24 protein-coding genes are annotated in these 25,509 nt (G+C 72.6%); 16 read left to right on the top strand and 8 right to left on the bottom strand.

Annotated features, from left to right (window positions below):
• Positions 1–66: 66 nt before the first annotated feature.
• Positions 67–2,490 carry a Tex family protein gene (locus HHX31_RS29615; RefSeq protein ID WP_169952354.1) on the top strand — a complete coding sequence of 808 codons (2,424 nt, stop codon included), beginning with the start codon at positions 67–69 and terminating at the stop codon, positions 2,488–2,490.
• Positions 2,491–2,547: 57 nt separating this feature from the next.
• Here the strand turns inward: HHX31_RS29615 and HHX31_RS29610 are convergent, their stop codons facing one another.
• The 3 genes from HHX31_RS29610 to HHX31_RS33895 form a co-directional block, all read right to left on the bottom strand.
• Positions 2,548–3,798 (bottom strand): allantoate amidohydrolase, encoded by a 1,251-nt coding sequence (locus HHX31_RS29610; RefSeq protein ID WP_249346982.1) that lies wholly within the window; start codon positions 3,796–3,798, stop codon positions 2,548–2,550.
• Positions 3,791–5,518 carry a urocanate hydratase gene (gene hutU / locus HHX31_RS29605; RefSeq protein ID WP_311932306.1) on the bottom strand — a complete coding sequence of 576 codons (1,728 nt, stop codon included), beginning with the start codon at positions 5,516–5,518 and terminating at the stop codon, positions 3,791–3,793. Before hutU ends, HHX31_RS29610 begins: the two co-directional genes overlap by 8 nt.
• 74 nt (positions 5,519–5,592) lie before the next feature.
• Entirely contained in the window at positions 5,593–6,768 is a 1,176-nt protein-coding gene (locus tag HHX31_RS33895) for a MurR/RpiR family transcriptional regulator (protein ID WP_249346979.1), read from the bottom strand.
• Positions 6,769–6,960: 192 nt separating this feature from the next.
• Here HHX31_RS33895 and HHX31_RS29590 point away from each other — a divergent pair, with 192 nt between their 5' ends.
• Positions 6,961–8,052: an MBL fold metallo-hydrolase gene (locus tag HHX31_RS29590; protein ID WP_169952350.1), complete on the top strand. Its 1,092-nt coding sequence runs from the start codon at positions 6,961–6,963 to the stop codon at positions 8,050–8,052.
• A 21-nt stretch (positions 8,053–8,073) separates the two neighbouring features.
• Here HHX31_RS29590 and HHX31_RS29585 read toward each other — a convergent pair whose 3' ends face one another.
• Together HHX31_RS29585 and HHX31_RS29580 are read right to left on the bottom strand one after the other, a co-directional pair.
• The gene (locus HHX31_RS29585; protein ID WP_169952348.1) at positions 8,074–8,436 is read right to left on the bottom strand and encodes an STAS domain-containing protein; all 363 of its coding nucleotides are present in this window, start codon (positions 8,434–8,436) and stop codon (positions 8,074–8,076) included.
• A 482-nt stretch (positions 8,437–8,918) separates the two neighbouring features.
• Positions 8,919–9,425, bottom strand: a complete 507-nt coding sequence (locus tag HHX31_RS29580) for a DUF2306 domain-containing protein (RefSeq protein ID WP_169952346.1) — start codon at positions 9,423–9,425, stop codon at positions 8,919–8,921.
• A gap of 87 nt (positions 9,426–9,512) precedes the next feature.
• Here HHX31_RS29580 and HHX31_RS29575 point away from each other — a divergent pair, with 87 nt between their 5' ends.
• The 3 genes from HHX31_RS29575 to HHX31_RS29565 all read left to right on the top strand — a co-directional run bounded on the left by HHX31_RS29575 (position 9,513) and on the right by HHX31_RS29565 (position 11,789).
• Complete coding sequence (locus HHX31_RS29575; RefSeq protein WP_169952344.1) at positions 9,513–9,851, top strand: PadR family transcriptional regulator; 339 nt, start codon at positions 9,513–9,515, stop codon at positions 9,849–9,851.
• Positions 9,833–10,414 (top strand): hypothetical protein, encoded by a 582-nt coding sequence (locus tag HHX31_RS29570; protein WP_169952342.1) that lies wholly within the window; start codon positions 9,833–9,835, stop codon positions 10,412–10,414. Before HHX31_RS29575 ends, HHX31_RS29570 begins: the two co-directional genes overlap by 19 nt.
• Before the next feature lie 175 nt (positions 10,415–10,589).
• Positions 10,590–11,789, top strand: a complete 1,200-nt coding sequence (locus HHX31_RS29565; protein WP_169952340.1) for a hypothetical protein — start codon at positions 10,590–10,592, stop codon at positions 11,787–11,789.
• Between the two features lie 78 nt (positions 11,790–11,867).
• On the opposite strand, the gene HHX31_RS29560 is transcribed toward HHX31_RS29565, so the two are convergent.
• Positions 11,868–12,449 carry a hemerythrin domain-containing protein gene (locus tag HHX31_RS29560; protein ID WP_169952338.1) on the bottom strand — a complete coding sequence of 194 codons (582 nt, stop codon included), beginning with the start codon at positions 12,447–12,449 and terminating at the stop codon, positions 11,868–11,870.
• 124 nt (positions 12,450–12,573) lie between these two features.
• Positions 12,574–13,890: a cellulose-binding domain-containing protein gene (locus HHX31_RS29555; protein WP_311932303.1), complete on the bottom strand. Its 1,317-nt coding sequence runs from the start codon at positions 13,888–13,890 to the stop codon at positions 12,574–12,576.
• A 468-nt stretch (positions 13,891–14,358) separates the two neighbouring features.
• Between HHX31_RS29555 and HHX31_RS29550 the strand changes: the two genes are divergently transcribed.
• Entirely contained in the window at positions 14,359–15,387 is a 1,029-nt protein-coding gene (locus HHX31_RS29550) for an ROK family protein (RefSeq protein WP_169952334.1), read from the top strand.
• Positions 15,388–15,516: 129 nt separating this feature from the next.
• The gene (locus tag HHX31_RS29545; RefSeq protein WP_311932302.1) at positions 15,517–15,864 is read left to right on the top strand and encodes a hypothetical protein; all 348 of its coding nucleotides are present in this window, start codon (positions 15,517–15,519) and stop codon (positions 15,862–15,864) included.
• Positions 15,865–15,867: 3 nt separating this feature from the next.
• On the opposite strand, the gene HHX31_RS29540 is transcribed toward HHX31_RS29545, so the two are convergent.
• Positions 15,868–16,515, bottom strand: coding sequence for an Lrp/AsnC family transcriptional regulator (locus HHX31_RS29540; protein ID WP_211590521.1), 648 nt, complete (start codon positions 16,513–16,515; stop codon positions 15,868–15,870).
• Between the two features lie 140 nt (positions 16,516–16,655).
• Between HHX31_RS29540 and HHX31_RS29535 the strand changes: the two genes are divergently transcribed.
• The 9 genes from HHX31_RS29535 to HHX31_RS33890 all read left to right on the top strand — a co-directional run bounded on the left by HHX31_RS29535 (position 16,656) and on the right by HHX31_RS33890 (position 25,405).
• Positions 16,656–18,251, top strand: a complete 1,596-nt coding sequence (locus tag HHX31_RS29535) for an ABC transporter substrate-binding protein (protein ID WP_169952330.1) — start codon at positions 16,656–16,658, stop codon at positions 18,249–18,251.
• 22 nt (positions 18,252–18,273) lie between these two features.
• A complete protein-coding gene (locus HHX31_RS29530) occupies positions 18,274–19,299 on the top strand; it encodes an ABC transporter permease (RefSeq protein ID WP_311932301.1) in 1,026 nt (341 codons plus the stop codon).
• Positions 19,296–20,171 (top strand): ABC transporter permease, encoded by an 876-nt coding sequence (locus HHX31_RS29525; protein ID WP_311932300.1) that lies wholly within the window; start codon positions 19,296–19,298, stop codon positions 20,169–20,171. The genes HHX31_RS29530 and HHX31_RS29525 overlap by 4 nt, the downstream gene beginning before the upstream one ends.
• Positions 20,168–20,956, top strand: coding sequence for an ABC transporter ATP-binding protein (locus tag HHX31_RS29520; protein WP_169952327.1), 789 nt, complete (start codon positions 20,168–20,170; stop codon positions 20,954–20,956). The genes HHX31_RS29525 and HHX31_RS29520 overlap by 4 nt, the downstream gene beginning before the upstream one ends.
• Positions 20,957–20,958: 2 nt before the next feature.
• The gene (locus tag HHX31_RS29515; protein ID WP_169952491.1) at positions 20,959–21,900 is read left to right on the top strand and encodes an ABC transporter ATP-binding protein; all 942 of its coding nucleotides are present in this window, start codon (positions 20,959–20,961) and stop codon (positions 21,898–21,900) included.
• Complete coding sequence (locus HHX31_RS29510; protein WP_211590509.1) at positions 21,897–22,901, top strand: Xaa-Pro peptidase family protein; 1,005 nt, start codon at positions 21,897–21,899, stop codon at positions 22,899–22,901. Before HHX31_RS29515 ends, HHX31_RS29510 begins: the two co-directional genes overlap by 4 nt.
• A gap of 122 nt (positions 22,902–23,023) precedes the next feature.
• Positions 23,024–23,431 (top strand): YciI family protein, encoded by a 408-nt coding sequence (locus HHX31_RS29505; RefSeq protein WP_169952325.1) that lies wholly within the window; start codon positions 23,024–23,026, stop codon positions 23,429–23,431.
• Entirely contained in the window at positions 23,428–24,573 is a 1,146-nt protein-coding gene (locus HHX31_RS29500) for an RNA polymerase sigma factor (protein WP_169952323.1), read from the top strand. Before HHX31_RS29505 ends, HHX31_RS29500 begins: the two co-directional genes overlap by 4 nt.
• A 190-nt stretch (positions 24,574–24,763) precedes the next feature.
• Entirely contained in the window at positions 24,764–25,405 is a 642-nt protein-coding gene (locus HHX31_RS33890) for a hypothetical protein (RefSeq protein WP_211590508.1), read from the top strand.
• Positions 25,406–25,509: the final 104 nt, after the last annotated feature.

The following is a 25,509-nucleotide window of genomic DNA, read 5'->3' as shown; positions in this document are numbered from 1 at the left end:
GCGGCGTGAGGGGACGCGGTGGATCCGGCAGAATGAGAGCCTCCCGGAAGAAGGCGGATCAGGATCGTGACGACGTCCATTCAGCAGCGGATCGCCGAAGAGCTCGGCGTGCGCCAGAGCCAGGTCACCGCGGCCGTCGACCTGCTCGACGGCGGGGCGACGGTGCCGTTCATCGCCCGCTACCGCAAGGAGGCCACCGGCGCGCTCGACGACGCCCAGCTGCGCACGCTGGAGGAGCGGCTGCGTTACCTGCGCGAGCTGGAGGAGCGGCGGACGGCCGTCCTCGACTCGATCCGCTCCCAGGGCAAGCTCGACGAGGCCCTTGAAGCGCGGATCATGGAGGCCGACTCCAAGGCCCGGCTGGAGGACATCTACCTGCCGTTCAAGCCCAAGCGCAGGACGAAGGCGCAGATCGCCAGGGAGGCGGGGCTGGAGCCGCTGGCGGACGCGCTGCTGGCCGACCCGTCGCTGGACCCCCACGCGTCCGCGGAGGCATACGTGGGCGAGGGCGTGGCCGACGCCGCCGCCGCGCTGGAGGGCGCCAGGGCCATCCTGGTCGAGCGCTTCGCCGAGGACGCCGACCTCATCGGCGACCTGCGGGAGCGGATGTGGTCCCGGGGACGCCTCGTCTCCCAGGTGCGGGAGGACAAGCAGGAGGCCGGGGCCAAGTTCTCCGACTACTTCGACTTCTCCGAGCCCTTCACCCGGCTGCCCTCGCACCGCATCCTCGCGATGTTCCGGGGCGAGAAGGAGGAGGTGCTCACCCTCACGCTCGACCCGGAGGCCGAGGAGCCGAACGACTACGAGGCGCGCATCGCCCGGCGTTTCGGCATCGCCGACCAGGGCCGCCCGGCCGACAGGTGGCTGCTCGACACCGTGCGCTGGGCCTGGCGCACCCGCGTCCTCGTCCACCTGGGCATCGACCTGCGCACCCGGCTGTGGCAGGCGGCCGAGGAGGAGGCCGTGCGGGTGTTCGCTGCCAACCTGCGCGACCTGCTGCTCGCCGCTCCCGCCGGGGCGAGGCCGACCATGGGGCTCGACCCTGGCCTGCGCACCGGGGTGAAGGTCGCGGTCGTGGACGGCACGGGCAAGGTCGTGGCCACCGACACGATCTACCCCCACGAGCCCAGGCGGCAGTGGGACCAGTCGCTCGCGGTGCTGGCGCGGCTGGCGGCCGAGCACAAGGTGGAGCTGGTCGCCATCGGCAACGGCACCGCGTCGCGGGAGACCGACAGGCTCGCCGCCGAGCTGGTCAAGCACATGCCGCACATCACCAAGATCGTCGTTTCCGAGGCCGGGGCCTCGGTCTACTCCGCGTCGGCCTACGCCTCGCAGGAGCTGCCCGGCCTCGACGTCTCCCTGCGCGGCGCGGTCTCGATCGCCCGGCGGCTGCAGGACCCGCTGGCCGAACTGGTCAAGATCGACCCCAAGTCCATCGGCGTCGGCCAATACCAGCACGACGTGTCCGAGGTGAAGCTGTCGCGCTCGCTCGACGCGGTGGTCGAGGACTGCGTGAACGGGGTGGGCGTGGACGTCAACACCGCCTCCGCCCCGCTGCTGACCCGGGTCTCCGGCATCAGCGCCGGGCTGGCGGAGAACATCGTCGCGCACCGGGACGCCAACGGGCCGTTCCGCTCCAGGCGCGGGCTGAAGGACGTGCCGCGGCTCGGGCCGAAGGCGTTCGAGCAGTGCGCGGGCTTCCTGCGCATCCGGGGCGGGGACGACCCGCTCGACGCCTCCAGCGTGCACCCTGAGGCGTACCCCGTGGTGCGCCGCATCCTCGACTTCAGCAAGAGCGACCTGCGCACGCTGATCGGCGACACCGCGGCGCTCCGCTCGCTCAGGCCGTCCGACTTCGTCGACGACACCTTCGGCCTGCCGACCGTGACCGACATCCTCAGGGAACTGGAGAAGCCGGGCCGCGACCCCCGTCCGGCGTTCAAGACCGCCACCTTCAAGGACGGCGTCGAGAAGCCCTCCGACCTGTCGCCCGGCATGATCCTGGAGGGCGTCGTCACCAACGTGGCCGCGTTCGGGGCGTTCGTCGACGTCGGCGTGCACCAGGACGGTCTCGTCCACGTGTCCGCGATGTCGAACTCGTTCGTGAAGGACCCGCGCGAGGTGGTCAAGCCAGGCGACATCGTCCGGGTCAAGGTGCTCGACATCGACCTCCAGCGCAAGCGCATCTCGCTCACCCTGCGCCTGGACGACGAGGCGGCGGGCAACGGCCGCGGAGGCGGGCCTGACGGCGCGGCCCGGGGCGACCGGCAGGGCGGCCGGCGCGGCCAGCCGCGTCAGAACGCGTCCGGAGAGAACCAGGGCCGCCAGAACGCCGGTCGGCAGAACCAGACGGGCGGCATGGGCGGTTCCGGCCGCGGCAACGGACGGGGCTCGGGCGGCGCGCCGCAGAGCGGAGCCATGGCCGAGGCCCTTCGCAGGGCCGGCCTGGCCGACCCCGCCTCCGGTTCCGGAGACCGCCGCTCCCGCTGACACCCGCTCCCGGCGCACCGCCTGCCTGGCGTTACGCCTGTCCGGGCCGCCGGTCGCTCAGCGAGCCACGCCGGGGCCGCCGGCGGCCGGGGCCAGCAGGTCCTCCAGGACGGCGGCGAGGGCGGCGACCCCGGCGAGGCAGTCGGCCTCCTCGGCGCGCTCGTGCGGCGAGTGCGAGACGCCCGTGGGGTTGCGCACGAACAGCATGGCCGACGGGATTTCCCCGGCGAGGATGCCCGCGTCGTGCCCGGCCCCCGTGGGCAGCACGGGCGCGCCGCCGAGGACACGCGCGACGCGGTCGCGCAGCGGCACGTCGAAGTCGACGACCGGCGTGTAGGACTCCCGCGTCACCCGGGCCCCCTCCGCCGCCGCCGTCGTCTCCTCGACGAGCCTGTCCAGCAGGGCGGCGTCCGGAGCGCGGCAGTCGAGCCAGGCGGTGACCAGCGACGCGATGGCGTTGGTGCCGTTGGGCTCGACCCTGACCCTGCCGAAGGTGGCCAGGGCCCCCAGGCGCTCCGCGCCCGCGCGCGCGGCAAGCACGGCCGCCGCGTAGGCCGGCATGGGGTCACGCCGGTCCTCCAGCCGGGTGGTCCCGGCGTGGTTGGCCTCCCCGTGGAAGTCGAAGCGCCAGCGGCCGTGCGGCCAGATCGCGGAGGCGACGCCGACCGGGTGCGGCGTGCCGGCGAGGTGGCGGCCCTGCTCCACGTGCAGTTCCACGAACACGCCGATCCGCGCGAGGCGCTCGTCGTCGCGGCCGGCGGCCTCCGGGTCGCGTCCCGCCCGCTCCATCGCCGCCGCCAGCGTGACGCCGTCCGCGTCGCGCAGCGCCCCGGCCGTCTCCGGGCGGACGGCGCCGGTCATCAGCCGCGACCCCAGGCAGGCCAGGCCGAACCTGGCACCCTCCTCCTCGGTGAAGTTCACCACCGCGAGCGGCCGTTGCGGCCGCACGCCGCGCGCCCGCAGGGCGTCGAGCGCGGCGAACGCCCCGACGACCCCCAGCGGGCCGTCGTACGCCCCGCCGTCGGGCACCGAGTCCAGGTGGGAGCCGGTCACCACGGCGTTCCCCGCCCCGGGATCGCCCAGCCAGGCCCACTGGTTGCCGTTGCGGTCGGTCTCGTACGCGAGGCCTCTCTCGCTCGCCTGCGCGGCGAACCAGTCCCGGCACTCGGCGTCGGCCGACGTCCAGGCGTGCCTGCGGTATCCGCCCGTCGCGTCGTGCCGCCCCACGGGGAGCAGGTCGCGCCACATGCGGCGGAAGCCGTCCGCCACTTCCTCGCCAGGCAGATCCTCCGCCGTTCCCTCAGGCATCGGCGTCCGCACCGGCCGGCCCCGCACCGGCCGGCCCCGCACCGGCCATCGGGACGCGTACGCCCCGCTCGTTGGCGACCTCGGCGGCCCTGTCGTATCCGGCGTCCACGTGCCGGATCACGCCCATGCCGGGGTCGTTGGTCAGCACCCGGCGGATCTTCTCCCCCGCGAGCGGCGTGCCGTCGGCGACGGTGACCTGCCCCGCGTGGATGGAACGGCCGATGCCGACCCCGCCGCCGTGGTGGATCGACACCCAGGACGCGCCGGAGGCCACGTTGACCATGGCGTTGAGCAGCGGCCAGTCGGCGATCGCGTCGGAGCCGTCGAGCATGCTCTCCGTCTCCCGGTAGGGCGAGGCGACCGAGCCGCAGTCGAGGTGGTCCCTGCCGATCACGATGGGCGCGGAGATCTCCCCCGAGGCGACCATCTCGTTGAACCGCTCGCCCGCCCTGTCGCGCTCGCCGTACCCCAGCCAGCAGATCCGCGCGGGCAGGCCCTGGAACCGCACCCGCTCCCCCGCCATCCTGATCCACCGGGCCAGCGGCTCGTTGTCCGGGAAGAGATCGAGGATCGCGCGGTCGGTCGCCGCGATGTCGGCGGGGTCGCCGGACAGCGCCGCCCACCGGAACGGGCCCTTCCCCTCGCAGAACAGCGGCCGGATGTAGGCCGGCACGAACCCGGGGAAGTCGAACGCCCGCGCGTACCCGGCGAGGCCGGCCTCGCCTCTGATGGAGTTGCCGTAGTCGAACACCTCCGCGCCGGCGTCCTGGAAGCCGACCATCGCCTCGACGTGCCGGGCCATGGACTCACGGGCCCTGCGGGTGAACCCCTCGGGGTCCTTGCGCGCCAGCGCCTCCATGTCCTCGAACGCGACGCCCGTCGGCAGGTAGGCCAGCGGGTCGTGCGCGCTCGTCTGGTCGGTGACGACGTCGATCTCCGCGCCCGCGGCGAGCAGGGCGGGCACGGCCTGCGCGGCGTTGGCCACGACGCCGATGGACAGCGGGCGGCGGGCGTCCCTGGCCTCATACGCCAGGCGCAGCGCCTCGTCCAGGCTCTCCGCCCGCACGTCGAGGTAGCGGTGGCCGATGCGGCGCTCGACACTCCGCGGGTCGCAGTCGACGCAGATCGCCACGCCGCCGTTCATGGTGACCGCGAGCGGCTGCGCGCCGCCCATGCCGCCGAGCCCGGCGGTGAGGGTGATCGTCCCGGCGAGGCTGCCGCCGAAGCGCTTGGCCGCGACCGCGGCGAACGTCTCGTACGTCCCCTGCAGGATGCCCTGGGTGCCGATGTAGATCCACGAGCCGGCCGTCATCTGGCCGTACATCGTGAGCCCGAGCCGCTCCAGCCGCCGGAACTCCGGCCAGGTCGCCCAGTCGCCGACGAGGTTGGAGTTGGCGATGAGCACCCGGGGGGCCCACTCGTGGGTGGTCATGACGCCGACCGGCCGGCCCGACTGCACCAGCAGCGTCTCGTCCGCCCGCAGGGTGGTGAGCTCGCGCACGATGGCGTCGTACGACGGCCAGTCGCGGGCCGCCTTGCCGCTGCCGCCGTAGACGACGAGGCGCTCCGGGTGCTCGGCGACCTCCGGGTCGAGGTTGTTCATGAGCATGCGCAGGGCGGCCTCCTGCTGCCAGCCGCGCGTGGTCAGCGTGGCGCCGCGCGGAGCCCTGACGGGGTTCCGGCCCGCGGCCCCGCCGCGTGCGCTGTCGTCGTCAGCCACCAGTCCTCCTCCGCCGTGCCCGGCGCGCGTGGTCCCGTTCCGCGAGTCCATTCATCCTCGATGAATGAATAGATTCAGTCAATGAGGAAAACGCCGCGGGCCGCGGCCGACGCCTCGAACGCCTCAAGCCGGGCCTGCGCCCCGGGCAGTTCGTCGCACATGGCCTCCAGCAGCACCCGGCCGAGCATCATCGGCGCGCACGCCGTGTCGAACACCAGGCGGGTGCCCACGGCGGCGGTCAGCAGGACGTGGGACAGGCCGGCGAGCGACGGCACCCGCCGGTCCGCGACCGTGACGACGTTCAGCCCGGCCGCGCGGGCGGCGCGGAGCGCGTCCAGCAGTTCGGCCGGATAGCGGGGCAGGGCGAAGCACAGCAGGGCCGTCGCCCCGGCCGCCGCCGCCTGCTCGACCCGGTCGGTCAGGAGCGACCCCGCCTCGTGCAGGGGCCGTACGTCGGGGTGGATCTTCGCGGCGAAGTAGGCGAACCCGGCGGCCTGGGCCGCGGCGGCCCGCAGGCCGAGCACCGGCAGGGGGCGCGAGGCGGCGAGCAAGCGGGCGGCCTCGGCGACGGGACCGCCGTCGTCCAGCGACTCGGCCAGGGCGCGCAGGTTCTCGATCTCCGCCAGCACGGCGCGGCGGTACTCCCCGCCCGGGCCCTTCGCCCGGTCTGGCGCGGAGACGGGCTCATGGAGCACAGGGTCCCGGGGCGTGGGGTCCTGGGGCGTGGGGTCCTGGGGTGTGGCGGGGCGCGTGTCCGCGGGCTCCCCGCCGCCGGAGAGCTTCCCGGCGGCCTGGTGCGTGGAGGATCCCGCCCCGGATCCCGCGTCCGCCCCGTTCCGGCCGGCCGGAACGCCCAGTTCCCGGAACCTGCGCCGCAGACCGGGGTATCCGCTGTAGCCGAGCGCCATCGCGAAACGGGTCACCGACGGCTGGCTGACCCCGGCGAGCTCGGCCACTTCGATGCTCGACAGGAACGGCGCCTCGGCAGCGTGCCGGGCGAGGCAGTGGGCGATCCTGCGCTGCACGGGGGTCAGCCGGTGCCCCTCGAACAACCGCAGCAGGCGGGACGCGGCCTCCCCGCCGGGCTCCCCGTAGATCTCCCCGCCGGACTCCCCGCCGGACTCCCCGCCCGACTCCCCGACGGGCTCGCCGGGGGCCTCACGATGGGCGGCCGGTCCGTCGTCCGCGTCGTGCCCCGTCTTCATCGCCCCCGTCTTCATCGCCCCCGTCTTCATCGCCCCCGTCTTCATCGCCCCCGCCTCCGCCGGCCCGCGCCGGGCCGGTCGGCCCGCGTGCTCGCGCTCGACAGGAAGTCTCCACTGACGGGTTGTCCACAGGCAAGGCGCCGACGGCGCGCGCAGGCCCGGCGATTGCCTAGTCTGATCGGCAGAACCCAGCAAGGGAGATCACCGTTGAATACCGGTGTACTGAAAAGTGGTGGCATGGGCCGCCGCCTGGGGCTGGCGGCCGGAGCGGCCGCCCTGGCGGCGGCGGTGTGGGCGATGCGGGACGTCCCCGCCGCACTGGGGGCCCGGCCGTCCGGCGAGCGGGCGGGTCGGGTGCGCCGCTCCCGGCAGTTCCGCGACGGCGCGTTCCGCAACACGAGCCCCAACCCCGTCCTTCCGCCGGGAACCGGGCGGCAGGTCGCCCGCGAGTTCCTGCGCCGGACGCCGCGCAGGCCCCGCCTGCCCGTTCCGCTGATGACCCCCGGCCCGTCCCTGGGCGGGGACCTCGACGCCGTCTGGTACGGCCACTCCTCGGTGCTGATCGAGATCGAGGGGCGGCGGGTGCTGCTCGACCCGGTGTGGAGCGAGCGGTGTTCCCCGACGTCGTTCACCGGGCCGCGCCGCCTGCACCCTCCGCCGGTGCCGTTGTACGAGCTGCCCGAGCTCGACGCGATCGTCATCTCGCACGACCACTACGACCACCTCGACATGGACACGGTGCGTCTGCTGGTCCGCACGCAGTCGGCGCCTTTCCTGGTGCCGCTGGGGGTCGGCGCCCACCTGGAGCGGTGGCGGGTGCCCGCGTCGCGGATCGTCGAGCTGGACTGGGACGAGGAGGCCACGGTCTCCGGCCTCAGGTTCGTGGCGACCCCCGGCCGTCACTTCTCCGGCCGCGCGTTCCGCCGGGACCAGACCCTCTGGGCCTCCTGGGTCGTCGCGGGAGAGCGCAGGCGGGTCTTCTACACCGGCGACTCCGGCTACTTCGACGGGTACGCCGCGATCGGCGAGGCGCACGGGCCGTTCGACCTGTCGGTGGTGCAGATCGGCGCCTACAGCAAGGGCTGGCCGCACGTCCACATGACGCCTCAGGAGGCGATCCTCACGCACATCGACGTGCGCGCCGGGGTGCTGCTGCCGGTGCACTGGGGCACGTTCTCGCTCGCTCCGCACGCCTGGGACGACCCGGTCGACCAGCTGTGGCGGGAGGCGAAGGCACGCGACGTGCGCCTCGTGGTGCCGCGGCCGGGCGAGCGCGTCACGATCGACGATCCGCCCCCGGTCGACGGCTGGTGGAAGACGATCATGTGATGGCCGTTACCGCGGCCGGCGTCAGGAGGCCCGGTCGCGGGCCGCGGTGCGGCGCAGCGCGTCGGCGCGGGTCGGGTACATGGTGAGCCGTGAGGTGAGGCCGAGCAGCGAGAAAAGGTGACGCATCTGCGGGCTCATGCCGCAGACGGCGCCGTCTCCGCCCTCGGGCGGGGTGCGGACGCAGGCGTCGATGAGCACCCGCATGCCCGCGCTGTCGATGAACCGCAGCCGCTCCACGTCGAACAGGATGCGCGTCGCGCGACGGGCCAGGAGTGGGTCCACCTGCTCGCGCAGCGTGGAGACCGTGAGCACGTCGAGTTCACCGCTGAGGGTGATGAGGGTGAACGGAGGCGCCTGCGCCACCGAGACCTGGAAGTCGTGCAAGGATCCCCACCTCCGCCGGTGAGATGACCCACCCGGAAATTCTTCCGAATAATCCACATTACACGCGATATACAAAAATTCGCATATTCCGGACGAAAAGGGTGCGCACGTTTCCCATCCACCCCCGGGTAGTCGCGGTCCATGGGCATTCGGGCAACGGCGGTCGTCTGCCTCGCGCTCGCCACCGCGGGGTGCGGGTCGGCGGACGACACGTCGGTCACCGCGACGGCGGAACGATTCCTGTCGGCGGCCGGGCAGGGCCGGGCAGACGAGGCATGCCCGCTTTGCCGGCCTACTCCGGGCACACCTCGGTCGCCTCCCTGGCCCGCTACGCCCGCGTCTCGCCGGAGGCGCTGGCCCGCTGGGGCAGGGGGGCCGCGATCCGGCCGCGATCCGACGACTCTGATGCGGGCGGCCGATTCAGCGCGGGATGTCTCACCCTGGAAGGGCCAGTTGGCAGGGCGCCTGGCGGTCGCCGAGGATCACGCTTGTGCCGGCGTGCGCGGGTGGCGCCTGCGGGCGATCGCGCGCGCGATCAAGGGGGAGCCGATCAAGGTCGGGAGCAGCCAGTAGGCAACGGTTGGGAGCCTGTCCCACAGCGGCAGGTGGGGGCCGTTGTCGATGTAGAAGCCGGTCAACAGCAGCACGTAGGACGCGCCCATTGCGAGGATGTGGAGGTCGGGCCGGTGCCGCCGGTTGGCGTAGCCCGTCAGCGCGGCGGTGAAGCCAAGGGTGCCGATGACGAACAGGTGGGCGTTCTCCCGCCAGCGGATCGTCGACATGACGGTCAGGGTGACGTAGACGACAGCCCACGACCACAGGTAGATGCGCCCGAATCGCCGGTGCCGTGGGCTTCCCTTGCGCGTCAGTGCGGCGCTCGCGCCGCAGCCCACGCAGGTGATCCCGGCGGTGATGTGGATGGCGAGTGCGGCGAAGAAGACCGGTCCGGCGTTGGGGACCGGAGTGCCCAGGATGTCGATGTGGTCCATCGCATCTCCAATACGTAGTAACGCTACATGTAGCGACGCTACTCCGGGTCTTGGCTCGCGGGAAGAGCAGGTATAGCGTTGCTACCTATGAGGGCGGAAGCACTCAAAGGACACCTGGACGGTCTCCTGCTCGCCACGCTGGAGGACGGGCCGCAGCACGGCTATGCCGTGAAGGAAGCGCTGTGTGACGCCACGGGCGGCAAGCTCGATTTGCCCACCGGCACCGTCTATCCGGCGTTGCACCGACTGGAGCGCGCGGGACTGATCAAGGGGAGCTGGTCGGTGGTGGGCGGTCGCAGACGGCGCACTTATGAGCTGACCGAGCAGGGGCGGCGCTCCTTGGCGGGGGCACGCGACCACTGGCAGGAGTTCGCCGCCGTGATATCCGCTGCGCTGGGTGGTGGACCGTGGCCGGCCACGAACTGATCGAACGCCATCTGCAGACGCTCGCCGAACGGCTGCCCGGCCCCGTGGTCGACGAGCTCGCCGACGGCCTCTTGGCGTCCTACGACGACCAGATGGAGCGGCTCGGGGACCCGGACGCGGCGGCCCGGGCCGCCCTGGTGGACTTCGGCGATGCCGACACCGTCACCGCCGCCTTCGTCCGCGCCTCACCGGCCAGGCACGCCGCATTCACGCTGCTCGTGGCCGGGCCGATTGTCGGGCTGGGCTGGGGAGCCACTCTCCTCACCGCCAACGGCTGGGCTTCGGCGATCCCGCTGGCCTCACGCCTGGCCTTCGGCCTCCTGCTCGGCTCGGCCGTGCTCATGCTCGTGACCGCCGCCCGGGAACAGCGGCACTACCGCACCGTACGGCTGGCCGCCCTGGGTGGCGCGGGAACCGTCGCTGTACTGGACACGGTCATGCTGGGCACAGTCGTCACGCTTGCGCCGCCACCGTCCTTGCTGTTGCTCGTGGCGTTGACCGGCAGCGTCGCGAGGATCATGCTGGCGGTACGAGCTATCCCCGCCCTGATCACACGCTCATGACCCTGCTGCGGCATCGGCGCCGGGATCAGCGACCCGCGCTCCAGGACGGCGTCCACCGGCTGACAGGCGGGCCTCGCGGCCGAATGACAAGCTCCGGCAAAGCTCCCTATGTCCACGTTTGTCGCATTCCATGGCCTGGGTAGGGCCTGCGCCAATCATGGGGAGGAGCACCGAGATGACGTTCAATCCGCTGCAAGAGCGGGGAATCCCGCTGGATCGGCAGTTGCGCAACTGGCGCGAGCTGAATGTCACGCCGATCGACCCCGACCGCGCCGATCCCTACACCCGGTGCCGGATCATCACGATGAACGGCATCGAGACCGAGGCGATCATGTTCAGCCACCATTGCGCCCGGCACCAGTCCGATCTGCAGGCGAGGCGGCGGCTGGCAGAGGTGCGCTACATCGAGGCGCAGCAGCAGCGGACGGTGAACTGGCTGCTCCCGGGGCTGGCCTCGGTGCTGGAGACGACGATCGCCTACGAGCAGGTGGCGGTCGACCTCACCGCGTGGGTCGCCCGGATGGAGCCCGACCCCTATCTCAAGCAGGCCTACCAGTTCGGCGTGCTGGAGGACTTCGACCACCTGTACCGCTACGCCAACCTGTACGAGATGATCGAGCACCGCAAGGCCGAGAAGATCGTCGACGGGGTGACCGAGGTGATGCCCGGTCGGCCGACGATGATGCACCACCGTCATCCGATCGACAACGTCCGCGAGCACTACGACCGCGAGACCGCGCAGGCGATCTCCAAGCTGCACGCGCTGACAATCATGTCCGCCGAGCAGCAGACGATGAACTTCTACATGAACGTCGGACCGACCTACATGGAGCCGATCGCGCGGCAGCTCTACCAGGAGATCGGCCTGGTCGAGGAGGAGCACGTCACGCATTACGAGTCGCTGGTCGACCCGGGCGAGTCGTGGTGGGAGCAGCTGCTCAACCACGAGTACAACGAGTGCTACCTCTATTACTCCTTCATGGAGACCGAGTCCGACCCGAAGGTGAAGGCGATCTGGGAGCTGCATCTCAACATGGAGCTTGAGCACCTGCGGATCGCCGCGGAGCTGTTCCGCCGGCACGACGGGCGTGACCCGGAGCAGTTGCTGGCCCCCACGCTGCCCAAGCCGGTGACGTTCGAGCCGAACAAGGAATACCTGCGGGAGCTGCTCACCACGCAGATCGACTACACCACCCTGGGCACCGGCTACGTCCAGGAGGCACACGAGCGGTTCCAGCGCTGGCAGGAGCAGCTCATGGGTGGTGCGGAACCGCCCAGCGAGCGCGTCATCGACGAGAACCGCTCCAGGTCGGGCGACGAGTATCGCCTGGAGTCGGAGGGCACCCACCCGCTCCACAGCCTGCGCACCCACTGACCGGGCGCGCCCCCGCTCGGGCCCGCGCACGCGGCCCCGAGCGGAGGGGCTCGCGTGCGTGTCTACTCGCGTGCGTGTCTACTTGCGCAGCGCCCGGCGGATCAGGTCCTTGGCCCGATCCATGACCGCCGCCGGCGGGCCGAAGAGCAGGTTCTTCGTCATGCTCTCCACGCCCGGGTGCGGACGGGTCGGCGCCATCGCCTCGGCGGCCCGGACGCCGAAGGCCATCGCCCGCCGCTCGGCCGCGGTCGTCTCCGCGCGGAGTTTGACGAACTCGTACCGCTCCTCGGCCCGCGCGTGGGCGAGCACGGCCAGCCGCAGCCTGTCCAGCTCGTCCATGAAGCCGGGGTGCTCCGGGCCCATCTCGTCCAGCCTGCTGAGCATCTCCTTGGCCTCGCGCTCCTCCCTGAGCCGGTCGGCCACCACGCCCGCCCCTCCGTCCACCCGCAGCCGGGTGAAGGGGTGGAGGATCTCCTCCTCCGCCGTCTCGTGGACGGCCAGCATGCGCACGAGCCGCCGGAACGGCTCGCGGCGCTCCCCCGGCGCGGCGCCGCGCACCTCGTCGAACATGTCCCTGATCAGCGCGTGCTGCCGGATGAGCAGGTCGACGACGTCGCCCTCCTTCATCAGTTCCGGTGTCGGGTGCTGCACGTCGGTCATGTCCCTCTCCCTTCGGCTGCGGTGCCAGGCCTCCCCTGGAGGCCTGGCACCGGACGAACACGGGACCACGTCGAGCCTGACCGCACCTGGCGGACACCCGGCTATCTACCCCTGTCGGCGCTGATCAGCAGCCGATCGGGCTCGATCCGAGCGCCACGTCGTCGTACCAGATGGTGTCGGAGTCGCTGCCGTAGCTCTCCCAGCCCAGGCGCAGCGTCGTGGGCCGCGGCGCGGTGGAGCGGCGCAGCCACTGGGAGTCCACGTCCTGCGTGGGCGTGCCGTCCACCCGGAGGCCTACGATCTCCTGGTCGTCCAGGTAGGTCCGCATCGCCTGCTGGGTGGTGTCGACCTGGAAGCGCAGGCACACCCAGCGGTTGACGGGCAGTGGGCTGCTCAGCGCGACGCCGGAAGGGCTCTGCTCGGGCAGCGTGGCGTCGTCGGACTCCCGGTTCCACTGGAGCGCGCCGTTCTGGCCGCCGATCCGCAGGTCCTTGCCGCCGTCCCTGGAGTCCGCCATGGTGATCATCGAGATGTGGCTCGCCGGAAGGGCGGTCGTGTGCCGCACCCACATCCGCCCGTACACCACGGGCGAGATGGTGGAGACGTTCTTCGTGGACGAGGCGAAGATGTGGTTGCAGTAGTTGCCGCCGCCGTTGATCCGCAGCGACTTCCCTCCGCTGTGCACGGTGGTGGTGTCGATCGTGGCGGTGCCGCTGCCGGAGCAGTTCGGGGTGGTCACCTGCCACTCACCGGACGGAGTGCCCGACTGGTCCTCGAAACCGGAGCAGACGACCAGGCCCGTCCCCGAGCAGCCGGGCGGCGTGGGCGTCGCCGACGGGCTCGGACTGGCCGAAGGCGAAGGAGACGGTGAAGGCGACGGCGAAGGCGAGGGGGACGGTGAAGGAGACGGGGAAGGCGAGGGAGAGGCCGACGGCGACGGTGACGCCGAGGGAGAGGCCGACGGCGACGGTGACGCCGAGGGAGAGGGGGACGGCGAGTGGTCGATGGTCGGCGACGGCGTCGGGGACGGCGAGGGGGCGCCGCCGCACGGCACGCCGTTCAGCGACCAGTCGGACGGTGTCGTGGGGCTGCTCGACCAGGTGCCCTGGAAGCCGAAGTCGGCCGCCTGCCCGGTGGCCAGCGAGCCGTTCCAGTCGGCGTTGACCGCGGTGACGCTCGTGCCCGACTGGCTGACCTGCGCGCTCCAGGCGTTGGTGATCTGCTGGCCGGCTCCCGCCGTCCAGCGCAGCGTCCAACCGCCGACCGCCGCGCCGAGGTTGGTCAGCCGCACCGACGCGGTGAAGCCGCCGGGCCACTGGTTGATCGTGTAGTCCACCTTGCACACGGGGGCCGCGGTGGCGGTGCCCGGCACCAGCACGACCACGAGGCCGGCGACCAGCGCGGCCAGCGCCGCGACCAGGCGCGCCACCGGAGAGCCCACGCGGGCGCCCGGGCGAACCCCTTGGACAGGACGGAACTGCTTCATGCGCACCTCGATTTTCCGCGCATCCGCCCGTTCGGCGCGCCGCCCGGCTCCGCGCCCGTGGGGACGGGAAACGGACGGGCGGGCAGTCTCGGGCGGGCGCTCGCGCTCGGGCCGCGGCCCCTGGGAAAGACGGGTCGCGACGCTGCGGCCCCCGGACGCAGATGTTTTCTCCGGGTCGGCGGACAGGTCAACACGCCCGCGGCCCAGGGGCGGGACCGCCCGGCCGGTGGCGGCGTCCGTCGCAGCTCACGGGCGCCACCCCCGGCGCGGGGCGCGGGGGGCGGCCACGAGCAGAACTGAATCTTTCACCGTGCGCGTCCGCGGGCGGCGGGCGTTCCGCCTGTCGCGCCCCGGCCGGTGCCCGAGAGCGCCGGTTCTCGTAGTCTTCGCACTGACACGCACGAACACAAAGGACATCCCCCAATGGCAGAAGCAGGGTCCTGGGTCGTCGTCGGGCTCGACAACGGCGGCACCAGCAACAACGCGACGGTTCTGGACGCCTCCGGGCGGTTTCTCGTGGACCGGTTGGTGGAGACCCCCAGCCGCGTGCGTGAGGGTCCCGAGGTGGCGGTCGAGGAACTCCTGCTCGCCCTCGACAACGTGCTGGAGCTGACCGGCACCCCGCGGTCCACCGTGCGCGCGGTGGGCCTCGACACCCCCGGCCCGGCCAGCGCCGACGGCGTGATCTCCTCGCGGGGCGCGACCAACTTCGTCGATCCCGCGTGGTCCGGCTTCGACTTCCGGGGCGCCCTGGAGGCCCGGCTCGGGCTGCCGGTGGTCTACAACAACGACGGCAACGCCGCGGCCCTCTACACCCACCACGTACGCTTCGGGCCCGAGGCCTGGCAGCACTCGTCGGTCTCGGCGATCGTCGGCACCGGCCTCGGCGGCGGCATCGTCCAGTCGGGGCACGTGGTGAAGGGCGCGGCGGGGATGGCCGGCGAGCTCGGGCACGTGCACATCCCTCTGCAGGGCCTGCTGGAGGACGACCAGCCGCTGCCCGTCTGCAACTGCGGCTTCGTCGGGGACGCCGAGAGCGTGGCCTCGCTGACCGGCATCGAGAAGAACCTGCTGCCCTACTGGCTGACCCGTTTCCCCGATCACGAGCTCCACGAGGCCAGGGCCACCGGGAAGGCCGCCAAGCTGCTGCGCGGCTACGCGGAGAACGGCGACCCGCTCGCGCTCAAGGTCTTCGAGCAGCAGGCGATGGCCATCGGCAGGCTGTTCACCATCGCGGCCAACTTCACCGACCCGGACGCGTACTTCCTGGGCGGCGGAGTGGTGGAGGCGGCCCCGCAGTTCCGCCAGTGGTTCCTCGACAGGGTGCGCGAGCACACCCTGCTGCGCGAGGAGCAGCGGCGGGTGGCCACCGTGACGCTGGTGGAGGACCTCGACATGGCCGGCGCCCGTGGCGCGGCGCTCGCCGCCCTCACCGAGATCGTCGGCCACTGACACGGCCGTCCGCTCCGCGGCCCGGCCGCGGCGTGTGTCCTGGACGGATCACATGCCGGGCCGGGGTCTGGTGAGCGGAACGTCCAGAGCGAGTTGCGCATCCCGTACAAATCGGCACGATGCGGACTCGTGAACGACACAGACCTGCTCAACGGCCGCCGCTTCGTCATGATCAGCTCCACCGCCAGCGAGGTGAACACCGACGCGCCCACCGAGTTCGCCTACGAGGAGTCGGACGGCGTGGTCTGGGGGCACTACACGGGCGACACCGTCGTCCACGGCCGGTTCGTCGGCACACGTGACGCCGACCGCGTGCAGATCTCCTACGTCCACCTGCTGAAGACCGGCGATCGCGCGAGCGGCCGGAGCACCAGCCGCATCGAGACGGCCGAGGACGGCCGGCTGCGCCTGGTTGAGGAGTTCCAGTTCGAGGACGACGGCGCCGTCCACGTCAGCGTCTGCGCGGAAGTCGCCTGAACCCTACGATTCGTCTCGCAGCGCGGCCCGGCCCTCAGCCGCGCCGACGAACCGCATCTTGCCGAGCGGCAGCCCCTGCCCGTGCCCCTGCTCAGGCTCCGGCGCGGGGGCGGCGCCCGGCCGCCGCGCGGCCCCGCGGCCACGGTCGCTCGGCAGCACGTACGGCCGCCTGAGCACCTCGTCGAGGATGAACACGGTCTCGGTCGCCTTGACGGCCGGGATGTTGGCCAGGCGTTCTGTGACCATCGCGTGCACCTCGGCCACGTCGGCCATCCTGACCTGGATCATCGCGTCGTGCTGCCCGGTGGTGATGGCGCAGTACTCCACCTCCGGCATCTGCGCGAGCTGGGCGCGGAACTGCCGCCACATCTGCTGGCGCACGGTCACGAAGATCAGCGCGACTATGCCGAGGCCGGCCCGCTGGTGGTCGATCTCCGCCGTGAACCGCCTGATCACGCCGTCGGCGCGCAGCGCCTCGAACCGGGTGTACGCGTTGGCCCGGGAGATGCCCACCCGCTCGGCCAGGGCGGACACCGAGACGCGTCCGTTCTCCCTGAGCACCTCGAGGATCTTCAGGTGGGTGGCGTCCAGTTCGAGACCGATGCCGATCCGTCCAGCGGCACCGCCCCCGGACCCCGTGTTGCTTGACATTTCGGTCACTTTCTCATCCTCCACGGCGAGATTCGTCTCCGCTCGGCCTCATGAGCTGGACTTTCTGCAGCACAATCCTGGACGATCGGCGACCAAACGTCCATACGGCCATGAGTTGGCCTGTTTTCGGAGGACACATAATGACGACCCGTTCGTGGCAGGTGAGGGCCGGCCTGCTCCCGGTCATGCTCACCGGCGCCCTCGCCCTCGCGGCCTGCTCCGGCGGCGACTCGTCCAGCAGCACCCAGAGCGGCGCCGCGGGCAAGACGCTCGTGATCGACACCTCGTTCGACCTCAAGACGGCGGACCCCGGGCGGACCTACGAGCCGACCGGCCTGATCGTCGGCAAGGCGACCTACGACACGCTTCTCACGTTCGAGGGCTCCGACGTCACCAAGCCCGTGCCGTCGCTCGCCGAGTCCTACGAGCTGTCGCCCGACGGCAAGGTGCTCACGCTCAAACTGCGGCAGGGCGCGACGTTCGCCGACGGGTCCCCGGTGACGGCCGACGACGTCGTGTTCTCCCTCACCCGGGTCCGCGACATGAAGGGCACGCCGTCGTTCCTGCTCGACGGGGTGGACGTCGCCAAGACCGACGACACGACCGTCACGCTGACGTCGAAGACCCCCAACCCGGCGCTGCCGTACATCCTCCCGAACCCCGCCCTCGGCATCCTCAACTCGAAGGTCGCCAAGGAGCACGGCGCGACGAACGACCCGGGCGACAAGGCCGAGCAGTACCTGAACTCCGCCTCAGCCGGCTCCGGGCCGTACACCATCGAGTCGTTCAACGTGAGCAGCCAGGTCGTGCTGAAGGCCAACGCGAAGTACTGGGGCGCGCGCAAGCCCACCTACGACAAGGTGGTCATCCGCAACGTCGAGTCGGCCACGCAGAAGCTCAACGTGCAGCGCGGCGACAGCCAGGTCGCGCTGAACCTGTCCGGCGACCAGGTCGGCGGCATCTCCGGCGGCCTGCAGGTCAAGCGGACCGCCTCGGCGTACGTGTTCTTCCTGCTCGCCAACCAGGACCCGGGCGTCAGCAAGGTCACCTCCAACCCCAAGTTCGTCGAGGCGCTGCGCAAGGGCATCGACTACCAGGGCCTGCTCGAACTGGCGGGCGAGGGCTCGACGCAGGCGTCGGGCATCATCCCGTCGATGTTCCTCGGCGCGCTCCCCGCCGACCAGGCGGCGCAGCGCGACGTCGAGGGCGCGAAGGCGGCGCTCCAGGCGAGCGGCGTGGCCGACCCCAAGATCACGCTGGAGTACCCCAGCGAGCTGACCGTGAACGGCCTGTCCTTCCAGCCGCTGGCCGAGCGCATCCAGGCCAACCTCAAGGAGGTCGGCATCACGGTCGAACTGGCCCCCGCGCCGGTCACCACCGCCCTGGACAACTACCGCAACGGCAAGGAGGAGCTGGGCCTGTGGTACTGGGGCCCTGACTTCCCCGACCCCAGCAACTACCTGTCGTTCGCCCCCGGCAAGCTGGTCGGCCTGCGGTCCGGCTGGAAGGCGGGCGCGGACAAGGACGTCGAGGCCGCGGCCGACAAGGCCGGCGCCGCGGTGACCGACGACGACCGCAGGCAGGCGTTCACCGGCTTCCAGCAGAAGCTCAACGCGACCGGGCCGTTCATGCCGCTGATCCAGCCCGGCCAGAACATCGTGACGGCGGCCTCCGTCACCGGCGTTGAGTACCACCCCGTGTGGACGATCGATGTCGCCGGCCTCGGCGCCAAGTAGCCGTCGTACGGGGAACCGGGCGGTGCGCAGCCCGCTCGCCCGGTTCCTGGTGCGGCGGATCGTCACGGCGCTGCTGCTCGCGGTGGGGATCACGCTGGTCACCTTCGTGCTGACCAACCTGGTGCCGGGCGACCCGGTGGCGGCGAACCTCGGCCAGCGGGCGCTCGGCGACCCGGCGATCGTGGCCCAGTGGCGTGCCGACCACGGCCTCGACCGGCCGCTGCCGCAGCAGTACCTCATGCACCTCGGCGGGCTGCTGCACGGCGACCTCGGGACGAGCCAGCAGAGTCACCGGCCGGTGCTCGACGACCTCGCCGAGTCCGTGCCGGCCACATTGGAGCTGGCCGGGGCGGCGATCGTCGTCTCGCTGATCCTCGGCGTCGCGTTCGGGGTGATCGCGGCGCTGCGCCGGGACCGTCTCCCCGACCACGTGCTCCGGGTGGTGAGCCTCGTCGGCATCTCGGTGCCGACGTTCTGGCTCGCGCTCGTGGCGTTCTACGTGTTCTTCTTCCGGCTCCAGATCACCCCGGGCAGCGGCCGCATCGACCCGGGGATGACCCCGCCGCCGCACTTCACCGGGCTCTACACGGTCGACTCCCTGCTGTCGGGCCGGTGGGACGCGTTCGCCTCGGCCGTCGGCCACCTGGCCGCCCCGGCGCTCGTGCTCGCCCTCTACACGATCGGCCTGCTGACGCGGTTCACCCGTTCGGCCGTGCTGGAGGTGCTCGGGCAGGACTACGTCCGCGCCGCCCGTGCCAAGGGCCTGCCCCGCCGCGTGGTGCTGTTCCGGTACGTCCTGCGCCCCGCGCTGGTGCCCGTCATCACCGTGGCCGGTCTGGCGTTCGGCAGCCTGCTGTCCGGCACCGTGCTGGTGGAGGCGGTCTTCGCCTGGCCGGGGGTCGGCCAGTACGCCTACAAGAGCGCCACCACCCTCGACCTGCCCGCCGTCATGGGCGTCGGCCTCGTCGTGGGCGTGGTCTACCTCGTCATCAACCTGGTCGTCGACGTGCTGTACGGCGTCGTCGACCCGAGAGTGAGAGTCTCGTGAAGCGCCGCGGCCTGTTCGCGCGGACCCGCGTCAGACGGCTCCCCCGGGCGTGGCGGCGGCCGCTGGCGGTCGTCGGCGTCGTCGTCGCGCTGGCCTGGGTCGTGATCGCGCTGGCCGCGCCGGTGCTCGCGCCGCACGACCCCCTGGCGCAGGAGCTGCCCAGGCTCGCGCCGCCCGGCCCCGGGCACTGGCTCGGCACCGACCAGCTCGGCCGCGACATCCTCAGCCGGGTCATGTACGGCGCGCGGGTGTCCATCCCGCTCACGCTGCTCCTCGTGGTGCTGTCGGTGCTGATCGGCGGCCTGCTCGGCGCCTGCGCGGGCTACTTCGGCCGGTGGGTGGACGAGACGATCATGCGTCTTGCCGACCTCGTGTTCGCCTTCCCCACCGTCATCCTCGCGATGGTCGTGGCCGCCGCCCTCGGCGCGAGCCTCGGCAACGCGGTGCTCGCCGTGCTCGTCGTCGCCTGGCCCGCGTACGCGCGGGTGACCCGGGGCCTCGTGCTCGGCGTACGGGAACGGGAGTACGTGCTGAGCGGCCGGCTGCTGGGCTTCTCGGCCTGGCGGTCGCTGCGCGTGGACGTGCTGCCGAACGTCACCGGCCCGATCCTGGTGCTCGCCACCCTCGACATCGGCACCGCGCTGCTGCTGCTGTCCGGCCTGTCGTTCCTCGGGCTCGGCGCCAGACCGCCGTCGCCCGAGTGGGGCGCGATGGTCGCCGCGGGGGTGGACGTGTTCGACAGCTGGTGGGTCGCGACGTTCCCCGGGCTCGCCATCCTGACGGTCGTCCTGGCGTTCAACTTCCTCGGGGACACGCTGCGCGACGCGCTCGACCCGCGTACCGCACGGGCGATCAAGGAGCGTGCCCTGTGAGCGCCGCGTTGACGATCGAGGGGCTGCGGGTGTCCATCGGCGGCCGTGAGGTCCTGCACGGCGTGGACCTCACGCTGGAGGCGGGCCGCGTGCACGGTCTCGCCGGGGAGAGCGGCTCGGGCAAGACCATGACCGGTCTCGCCGTGCTCGGCCTGCTCCCCCACGGCTCGGAAAGCTCCGGACGGATCGAGTTCGGCGGCCGTGACCTGCTGCGTACGCCGGAGCGCGAGCTCGACGCGGTGCGCGGCGCGAAGATCGCCATGGTCTTCCAGGACCCGTCCACCAGCCTGCATCCCATGCTGACGGTCGGACGGCAGCTCACCGAGCACATGCGCCATCACCTGGGCCTCGGCAGGCGTGAGGCACGGGAGCGGGCCACCGGCCTGCTCGCCAAGGTGCGCATCCCCGGCCCCGAGGAGGCGCTCAAGCGCTACCCGCACCAGTTCTCGGGCGGCATGCGGCAGCGGATCGCCATCGCGGTCGCGCTGGCCTGCGAGCCCGAGGTGCTGATCGCCGACGAGCCGACGACGGCGCTCGACGTGACGGTGCAGGCCGGGATCCTCCGCCTGCTGCGCGGCCTGTGCGACGACCTCGGCCTCGCGGTCCTCCTCGTCACCCACGACCTCGGCGTGATGTCGGCGGTCGCCGACGAGGTGAGCGTGATGAAGGACGGCCTGGTCGTGGAGACCGGCGCGCGCGGCCAGGTGCTGCGCGAGCCCCGCCACCCCTACACCCGTTCGCTGCTCGACGCCCTGCCCGTTCCGCCTGGGGAGAACTCGCCGTGACCATGCCTCTGACCGGTCCCCTTCTGTCCGTGGAGGACCTGGTCGTGGAGCACCGCACGCCGGGCCGCCCGGTGGTGCGCGCGGTGGCCGGGGCCAGCCTGCGCGTCGCCGCCGGGGAGGTGGTCGGCCTCGTCGGCGAGTCCGGGTGCGGCAAGTCCACGCTGGCGCGGGCGGTGTGCGGGTTGCACGGCACGGCCTCGGGACGGATCCTCGTCGGCGGGCACCCGGTGACGCCCCTCGGGCTGCGCCGCAGGGACCGGGCGCTCACCGGCGTGCAGATGGTGTTCCAGGACCCGTACTCCTCGCTGAACCCGCGCAGGCGCGTCGGCGCGCAGATCGCCGACGGGCTCCGCACGGCGGGCGACACCGCGACGCAGCCCGCCGACCTGCTGGAACGGGTGGGGCTGCCGCGCGCGTTCGCCGACCGTTTCCCGCACGAGTTCTCCGGTGGACAGCGGCAGCGCGTCGCCATCGCGCGGGCGCTCGCCGCCCGGCCTTCGCTGCTCATCGGGGACGAGCCGATCTCCGCCCTGGACGCCTCCGCCCAGGCGCAGGTCGCCAGGCTCATGCGCGACCTCGCCGTGGAGTCCGGCGCGGGCCTGCTGTTCATCAGCCACGACCTGTCCGTCGTCCGGCTGATCGCCGACCGGATCGCGGTCATGTACCTCGGCAAGGTCGTGGAGACCGGACCGACCGCCGAGGTGTGGGCCGACCCCCGGCACCCGTACACGCGGGCGCTGCTCGCCGCGATCCCCTCGCCGGACGGCGCCGGGGTGTTGCCCGCCGAACTGCCCGGGGACGTGCCGGATCCCGCCGATCCCCCGGCGGGCTGCAGGTTCCACCCCCGCTGCCCGCTGGCCATGGACGTCTGCCGGGAGCGGGAACCGGACTTCGGCCCGGTGGCCTGCTGGCTGCATGCGCCGGAGCCGCCGGCCTCGTCATGATCGACGCGCTGGTGCTGGACGCCGTACGCGCCGGGATGACCGACGCGGGCATCGACGCCCTCGTGCTGCGTCCCTCCCCTGACTACCGGTACCTGCGGGAGGACCCGCTGTCGGCGGCGGGCGGCGAGGAGGGCTACCTCGTGGTGACGCTCCACGGGCCGCCCGCGCCCGCCGCCGACCTCGCGCGGGCCGCGGCTCTCGTGCCGCCCGTGGCCGGCCGCGTGGCCGTGGATCCCCTGATGCACGCCGCGGAGCTGTTCACGCTGCGCGTCGACGCGGAGCTCGTGCTGGCCTCGGTCGTGCTCGCGCCGCTGCGCCTGCGCAAACGCGCCGCCGAGATCGCCGCGCTGCGGCACGCCGCCGGCGCGGCCGACGCCGTGCTGCTCGCCGTACGCGACCTCGCGTGGTTCGGCGCGACCGAGGCGGCGATGGCCCGCCGGCTGCGGGCGATGCTCGCCGAGGCGGGCTGCGAAGGGGCGCCCTCCGTGCTCGTCGCCGCCGGGGAGCACTCCGCCGACGCGGGCCACCGGCCGTGCGAGCGCGTGATCAACCCCGGCGACGCGCTGCTCGTCTCGGTCCGCGGCCGATGGAACGGCTACTGCGCCGAGGTCGCTCGGGTCTTCGCGGTCGCGGAGCCGCCCGAGGACTTCGACGCCATGTACTCGGTCGTCCGCGCCGCGCGGGACGCCGCCGCCGACCGCGTACGCCCCGGGGTGGCGTGCGCCGAGGCCGCCGAGGCCGCCCGCGAGGTCGTCGACGGCAGCGGGTACGGCGACTACACCGCCGCGCGGACAGGCCGGGGCATCGGGCTGAGCCAGGCCGAGGCGCCCTGGCTCGCGGCCGGGGAGACGTTCGCGTCGGGGATGACCGTCTGCCTGGAGCCCGCCATCTACCTGCCCGACCTCTTCGGCGCCCGGGTGGCCGACATGGTCGTGTGCGGCGAGGACGGGCCGGAGACGCTCAGCACCGGCTCCCTGGCGCTGCACGTCCTCGACCGGTAGGCCGGGTCGCGACTAGAAGAAGGTTCTGGAAATCGGCGCGCCTCAGGGTGTCGAGAATGTGGCGCCGGCTCCGTCCCAGGGACACAGTGGCCACGACGGGCCGCGTGACGAAGGAGAACCACATGAAGTACCTGCTGCTGAAGCACTATCGCGGCGGCCCGGCCCCCGCCGTGGACTGCGAGCCGATGGACCGGTGGACGCCGGAGGAGGTCGACGCGCACATCCAGTTCATGCGCGACTTCGCGGCCCGCCTGGAGGAGACGGGCGAGTTCGTCGACGCGCAGGCGGTCGCTCCCGGGGGCGCGTTCGTGCGCTACGACGGCGAGGGACGCCCGCCGGTGACCGACGGCCCGTTCGCGGAGACCAAGGACCTCATCGCCGGCTGGATGGTCATCGACGTGGAGTCGTGGGACCGCGCCGTCCAGCTCGCCGGGGAGCTGTCGGCCGCTCCGGGTCCCGGCGGGGAGCCGATCCACGAGTGGCTGGAGGTCCGGCCGTTCCTCAGCGAGCCGCCCACGGTGACCGAGTGAACGAGCCGCTGCTCCGGGAGCTCGTGCCCGCGGTGATCGGCGTCCTCGTCCGGCGCGGAGCGGATTTCGCGTCGGCCGAGGACGCCGTGCAGGAGGCCCTGATCCGGGCGCTGGACACCTGGCCCGCCGATCCGCCGCGCGATCCCAGGGCATGGCTCGTCGCGGTCGCCTGGCGCAGGTTCCTCGACGCCGCCCGCGCCGACGCGTCGCGACGGGGGCGGGAGCTCGTCGTGGAGGCCGAACCGCCCGCCGGTCCCGCGTCCGCCGACGACGACACCCTGCGGCTGTACTTCCTGTGCGCGCACCCCAGCCTGCCGCCGAGCTCGGCCGTCGCGTTGACGCTGCGCGCGGTCGGCGGCCTGACCACGCGGCAGATCGCGGCGGCCCACCTCGTGCCCGAGGCGACCATGGCGCAGCGGATCAGCCGGGCCAAGCGGCGGCTCGCCGGGGTGCCGCTCGACCGGCCGGGCGATCTGGGCACGGTGCTGCGCGTGCTCTACCTCGTCTTCAACGAGGGGTACGGCGGAGACGTCGACCTGGCGACCGAGGCCATCCGCCTCGCCCGCCAGCTCGCCACCCTGGCCGACGAGCCCGAGGTCGCGGGGCTGCTCGCGCTCATGCTGCTGCACCACGCGCGCCGCGCGTCCCGCACCGGCCCGGGAGGCCGCCTGGTGCCGCTCGCCGAGCAGGACCGGTCGCGCTGGGACACCCGCATGATCGCGGAGGGGGTGGAGATCCTGCAGACCGCGCTGGCCCGCGACCGGCTGGGCGAATACCAGGCGCAGGCCGCGATCGCCGCCCTGCACGCCGACGCCCGCAGCGCCGCGGAGACCGACTGGGTGCAGATCGTGGAGTGGTACGACGAGCTGCTGCGCCTGACCGGCAGCCCGGTGGTGCGGCTCAACCGCGCGGTGGCGGTCGGCGAGGCCGACGGGCCGCAGGCCGGCCTGGCGGCTCTGGCCGGCGTGGATCCCGCCCTGCCCCGCTACGCCGCGGTGACGGCGCACCTGCGCGAACGCGCCGGCGACCTCGAACGCGCCGCCGAGCTGTACGCCGAGGCGTCCCGTGCCGCCGCGAGCGTGCCGGAGCGCGACCATCTCACGCGGCAGGCCGCACGGGTGCGGCAACTCCTGCGCCCGTGAGCACCACGACCTCCTCCGGACGCGGTTCCCCCGGGGTGCCGAGCGCGAAAGTGGCGGCAAAAATGGGCAAATAGTCGCTATTAGCAACAGCAATCACAGAAGGCCCGATAGAGGATAGAAAGGTCATTTTCTAATTCCCGCGGGTCGGGCCGAGATCCGCGATCGGGGGACACGTCATCGGGGAGGACTCATGACCACGACCGAGGCGACGCCGGGCACGACCACGGCGGGCACGACCAGCGGCACCGCGACCGGCACGGCCACGACGACCGCCAGGGCCCGCGCGGCCCGCGCCAGGACGACGACCACACCGACTCCGCCTCCGGCTCCGATGACCGGCCAGGAGACGAGGGAGGGACACCCGCCCCAGCTGGACCTGAACCTGCCGTTCCTGCGCATCCAGCTGCGGGCGCCCGAGATGCACATGCCGCACGTGGGCATGCCGCACATCACCGGCCGCGACGTCGGGCACGCCGTGGACATGGCCAGGACGTTCCTTCCGCCGCCGGAGCGCATCATGTACTACGGCGGTCTCGGCGCGCTGGCCGCGTTCGGCATCCTGGAATGGCCCGTGGCGGCGGCGATCGGCGCGGGGACGCTGATCGCGCAGCGGGCCAGGGGGCGCGATCAGCGCTGGTCTCCGCTCAGCGGCCCGAAGAAGGAGATCCGCGGGACGACCACTCCCATGCCGGGCACGCCCGGGGGGATGCAGGAGCCGGCGGCGACACGGGCGGCCGGGCGGAGGACGACCGCGTCCACGGGCGCGCCCACGGGCGCGGCGAAGACTCCCGCCGCGGGAACCACCCGGCGCGCCAGGACCACCGGCAAGTAGCCGGGAGAGCACGAGGAGTACGACGGGAGGCGCCTCGCGCGGGTCCGCGAGCGGCGGCACCGCGCGACGGGCGCGCCGGCCCGCGCCCGGATCCCGCCGAGTCC

The sequence above is a fragment of the Microbispora sp. H11081 genome (assembly GCF_012999535.1).
Classification (GTDB): Bacteria; Actinomycetota; Actinomycetes; order Streptosporangiales; family Streptosporangiaceae; genus Microbispora.
This window is presented reverse-complemented; position numbering and strand designations above follow the sequence as displayed.

Excerpts from the sequence above, each read along its gene's own strand:
- HHX31_RS29610 (WP_249346982.1), bottom strand. The coding sequence starts at position 3,798 with ATGCCTGAGGGAACGGCGGAGGATCTGCCTGGCGAGGAAGTGGCGGAC.
- HHX31_RS33895 (WP_249346979.1), bottom strand. The coding sequence starts at position 6,768 with ATGAAGACGGGGGCGATGAAGACGGGGGCGATGAAGACGGGGGCGATG.
- HHX31_RS29590 (WP_169952350.1), top strand. The coding sequence starts at position 6,961 with ATGGGCCGCCGCCTGGGGCTGGCGGCCGGAGCGGCCGCCCTGGCGGCG.
- HHX31_RS29580 (WP_169952346.1), bottom strand. The coding sequence starts at position 9,425 with ATGGACCACATCGACATCCTGGGCACTCCGGTCCCCAACGCCGGACCG.
- HHX31_RS29575 (WP_169952344.1), top strand. The coding sequence starts at position 9,513 with ATGAGGGCGGAAGCACTCAAAGGACACCTGGACGGTCTCCTGCTCGCC.
- HHX31_RS29565 (WP_169952340.1), top strand. The coding sequence starts at position 10,590 with ATGACGTTCAATCCGCTGCAAGAGCGGGGAATCCCGCTGGATCGGCAG.
- HHX31_RS29560 (WP_169952338.1), bottom strand. The coding sequence starts at position 12,449 with ATGACCGACGTGCAGCACCCGACACCGGAACTGATGAAGGAGGGCGAC.
- HHX31_RS29550 (WP_169952334.1), top strand. The coding sequence starts at position 14,359 with ATGGCAGAAGCAGGGTCCTGGGTCGTCGTCGGGCTCGACAACGGCGGC.
- HHX31_RS29540 (WP_211590521.1), bottom strand. The coding sequence starts at position 16,515 with ATGTCAAGCAACACGGGGTCCGGGGGCGGTGCCGCTGGACGGATCGGC.
- HHX31_RS29535 (WP_169952330.1), top strand. The coding sequence starts at position 16,656 with ATGACGACCCGTTCGTGGCAGGTGAGGGCCGGCCTGCTCCCGGTCATG.
- HHX31_RS29515 (WP_169952491.1), top strand. The coding sequence starts at position 20,959 with ATGCCTCTGACCGGTCCCCTTCTGTCCGTGGAGGACCTGGTCGTGGAG.
- HHX31_RS29510 (WP_211590509.1), top strand. The coding sequence starts at position 21,897 with ATGATCGACGCGCTGGTGCTGGACGCCGTACGCGCCGGGATGACCGAC.
- HHX31_RS29505 (WP_169952325.1), top strand. The coding sequence starts at position 23,024 with ATGAAGTACCTGCTGCTGAAGCACTATCGCGGCGGCCCGGCCCCCGCC.
- HHX31_RS33890 (WP_211590508.1), top strand. The coding sequence starts at position 24,764 with ATGACCACGACCGAGGCGACGCCGGGCACGACCACGGCGGGCACGACC.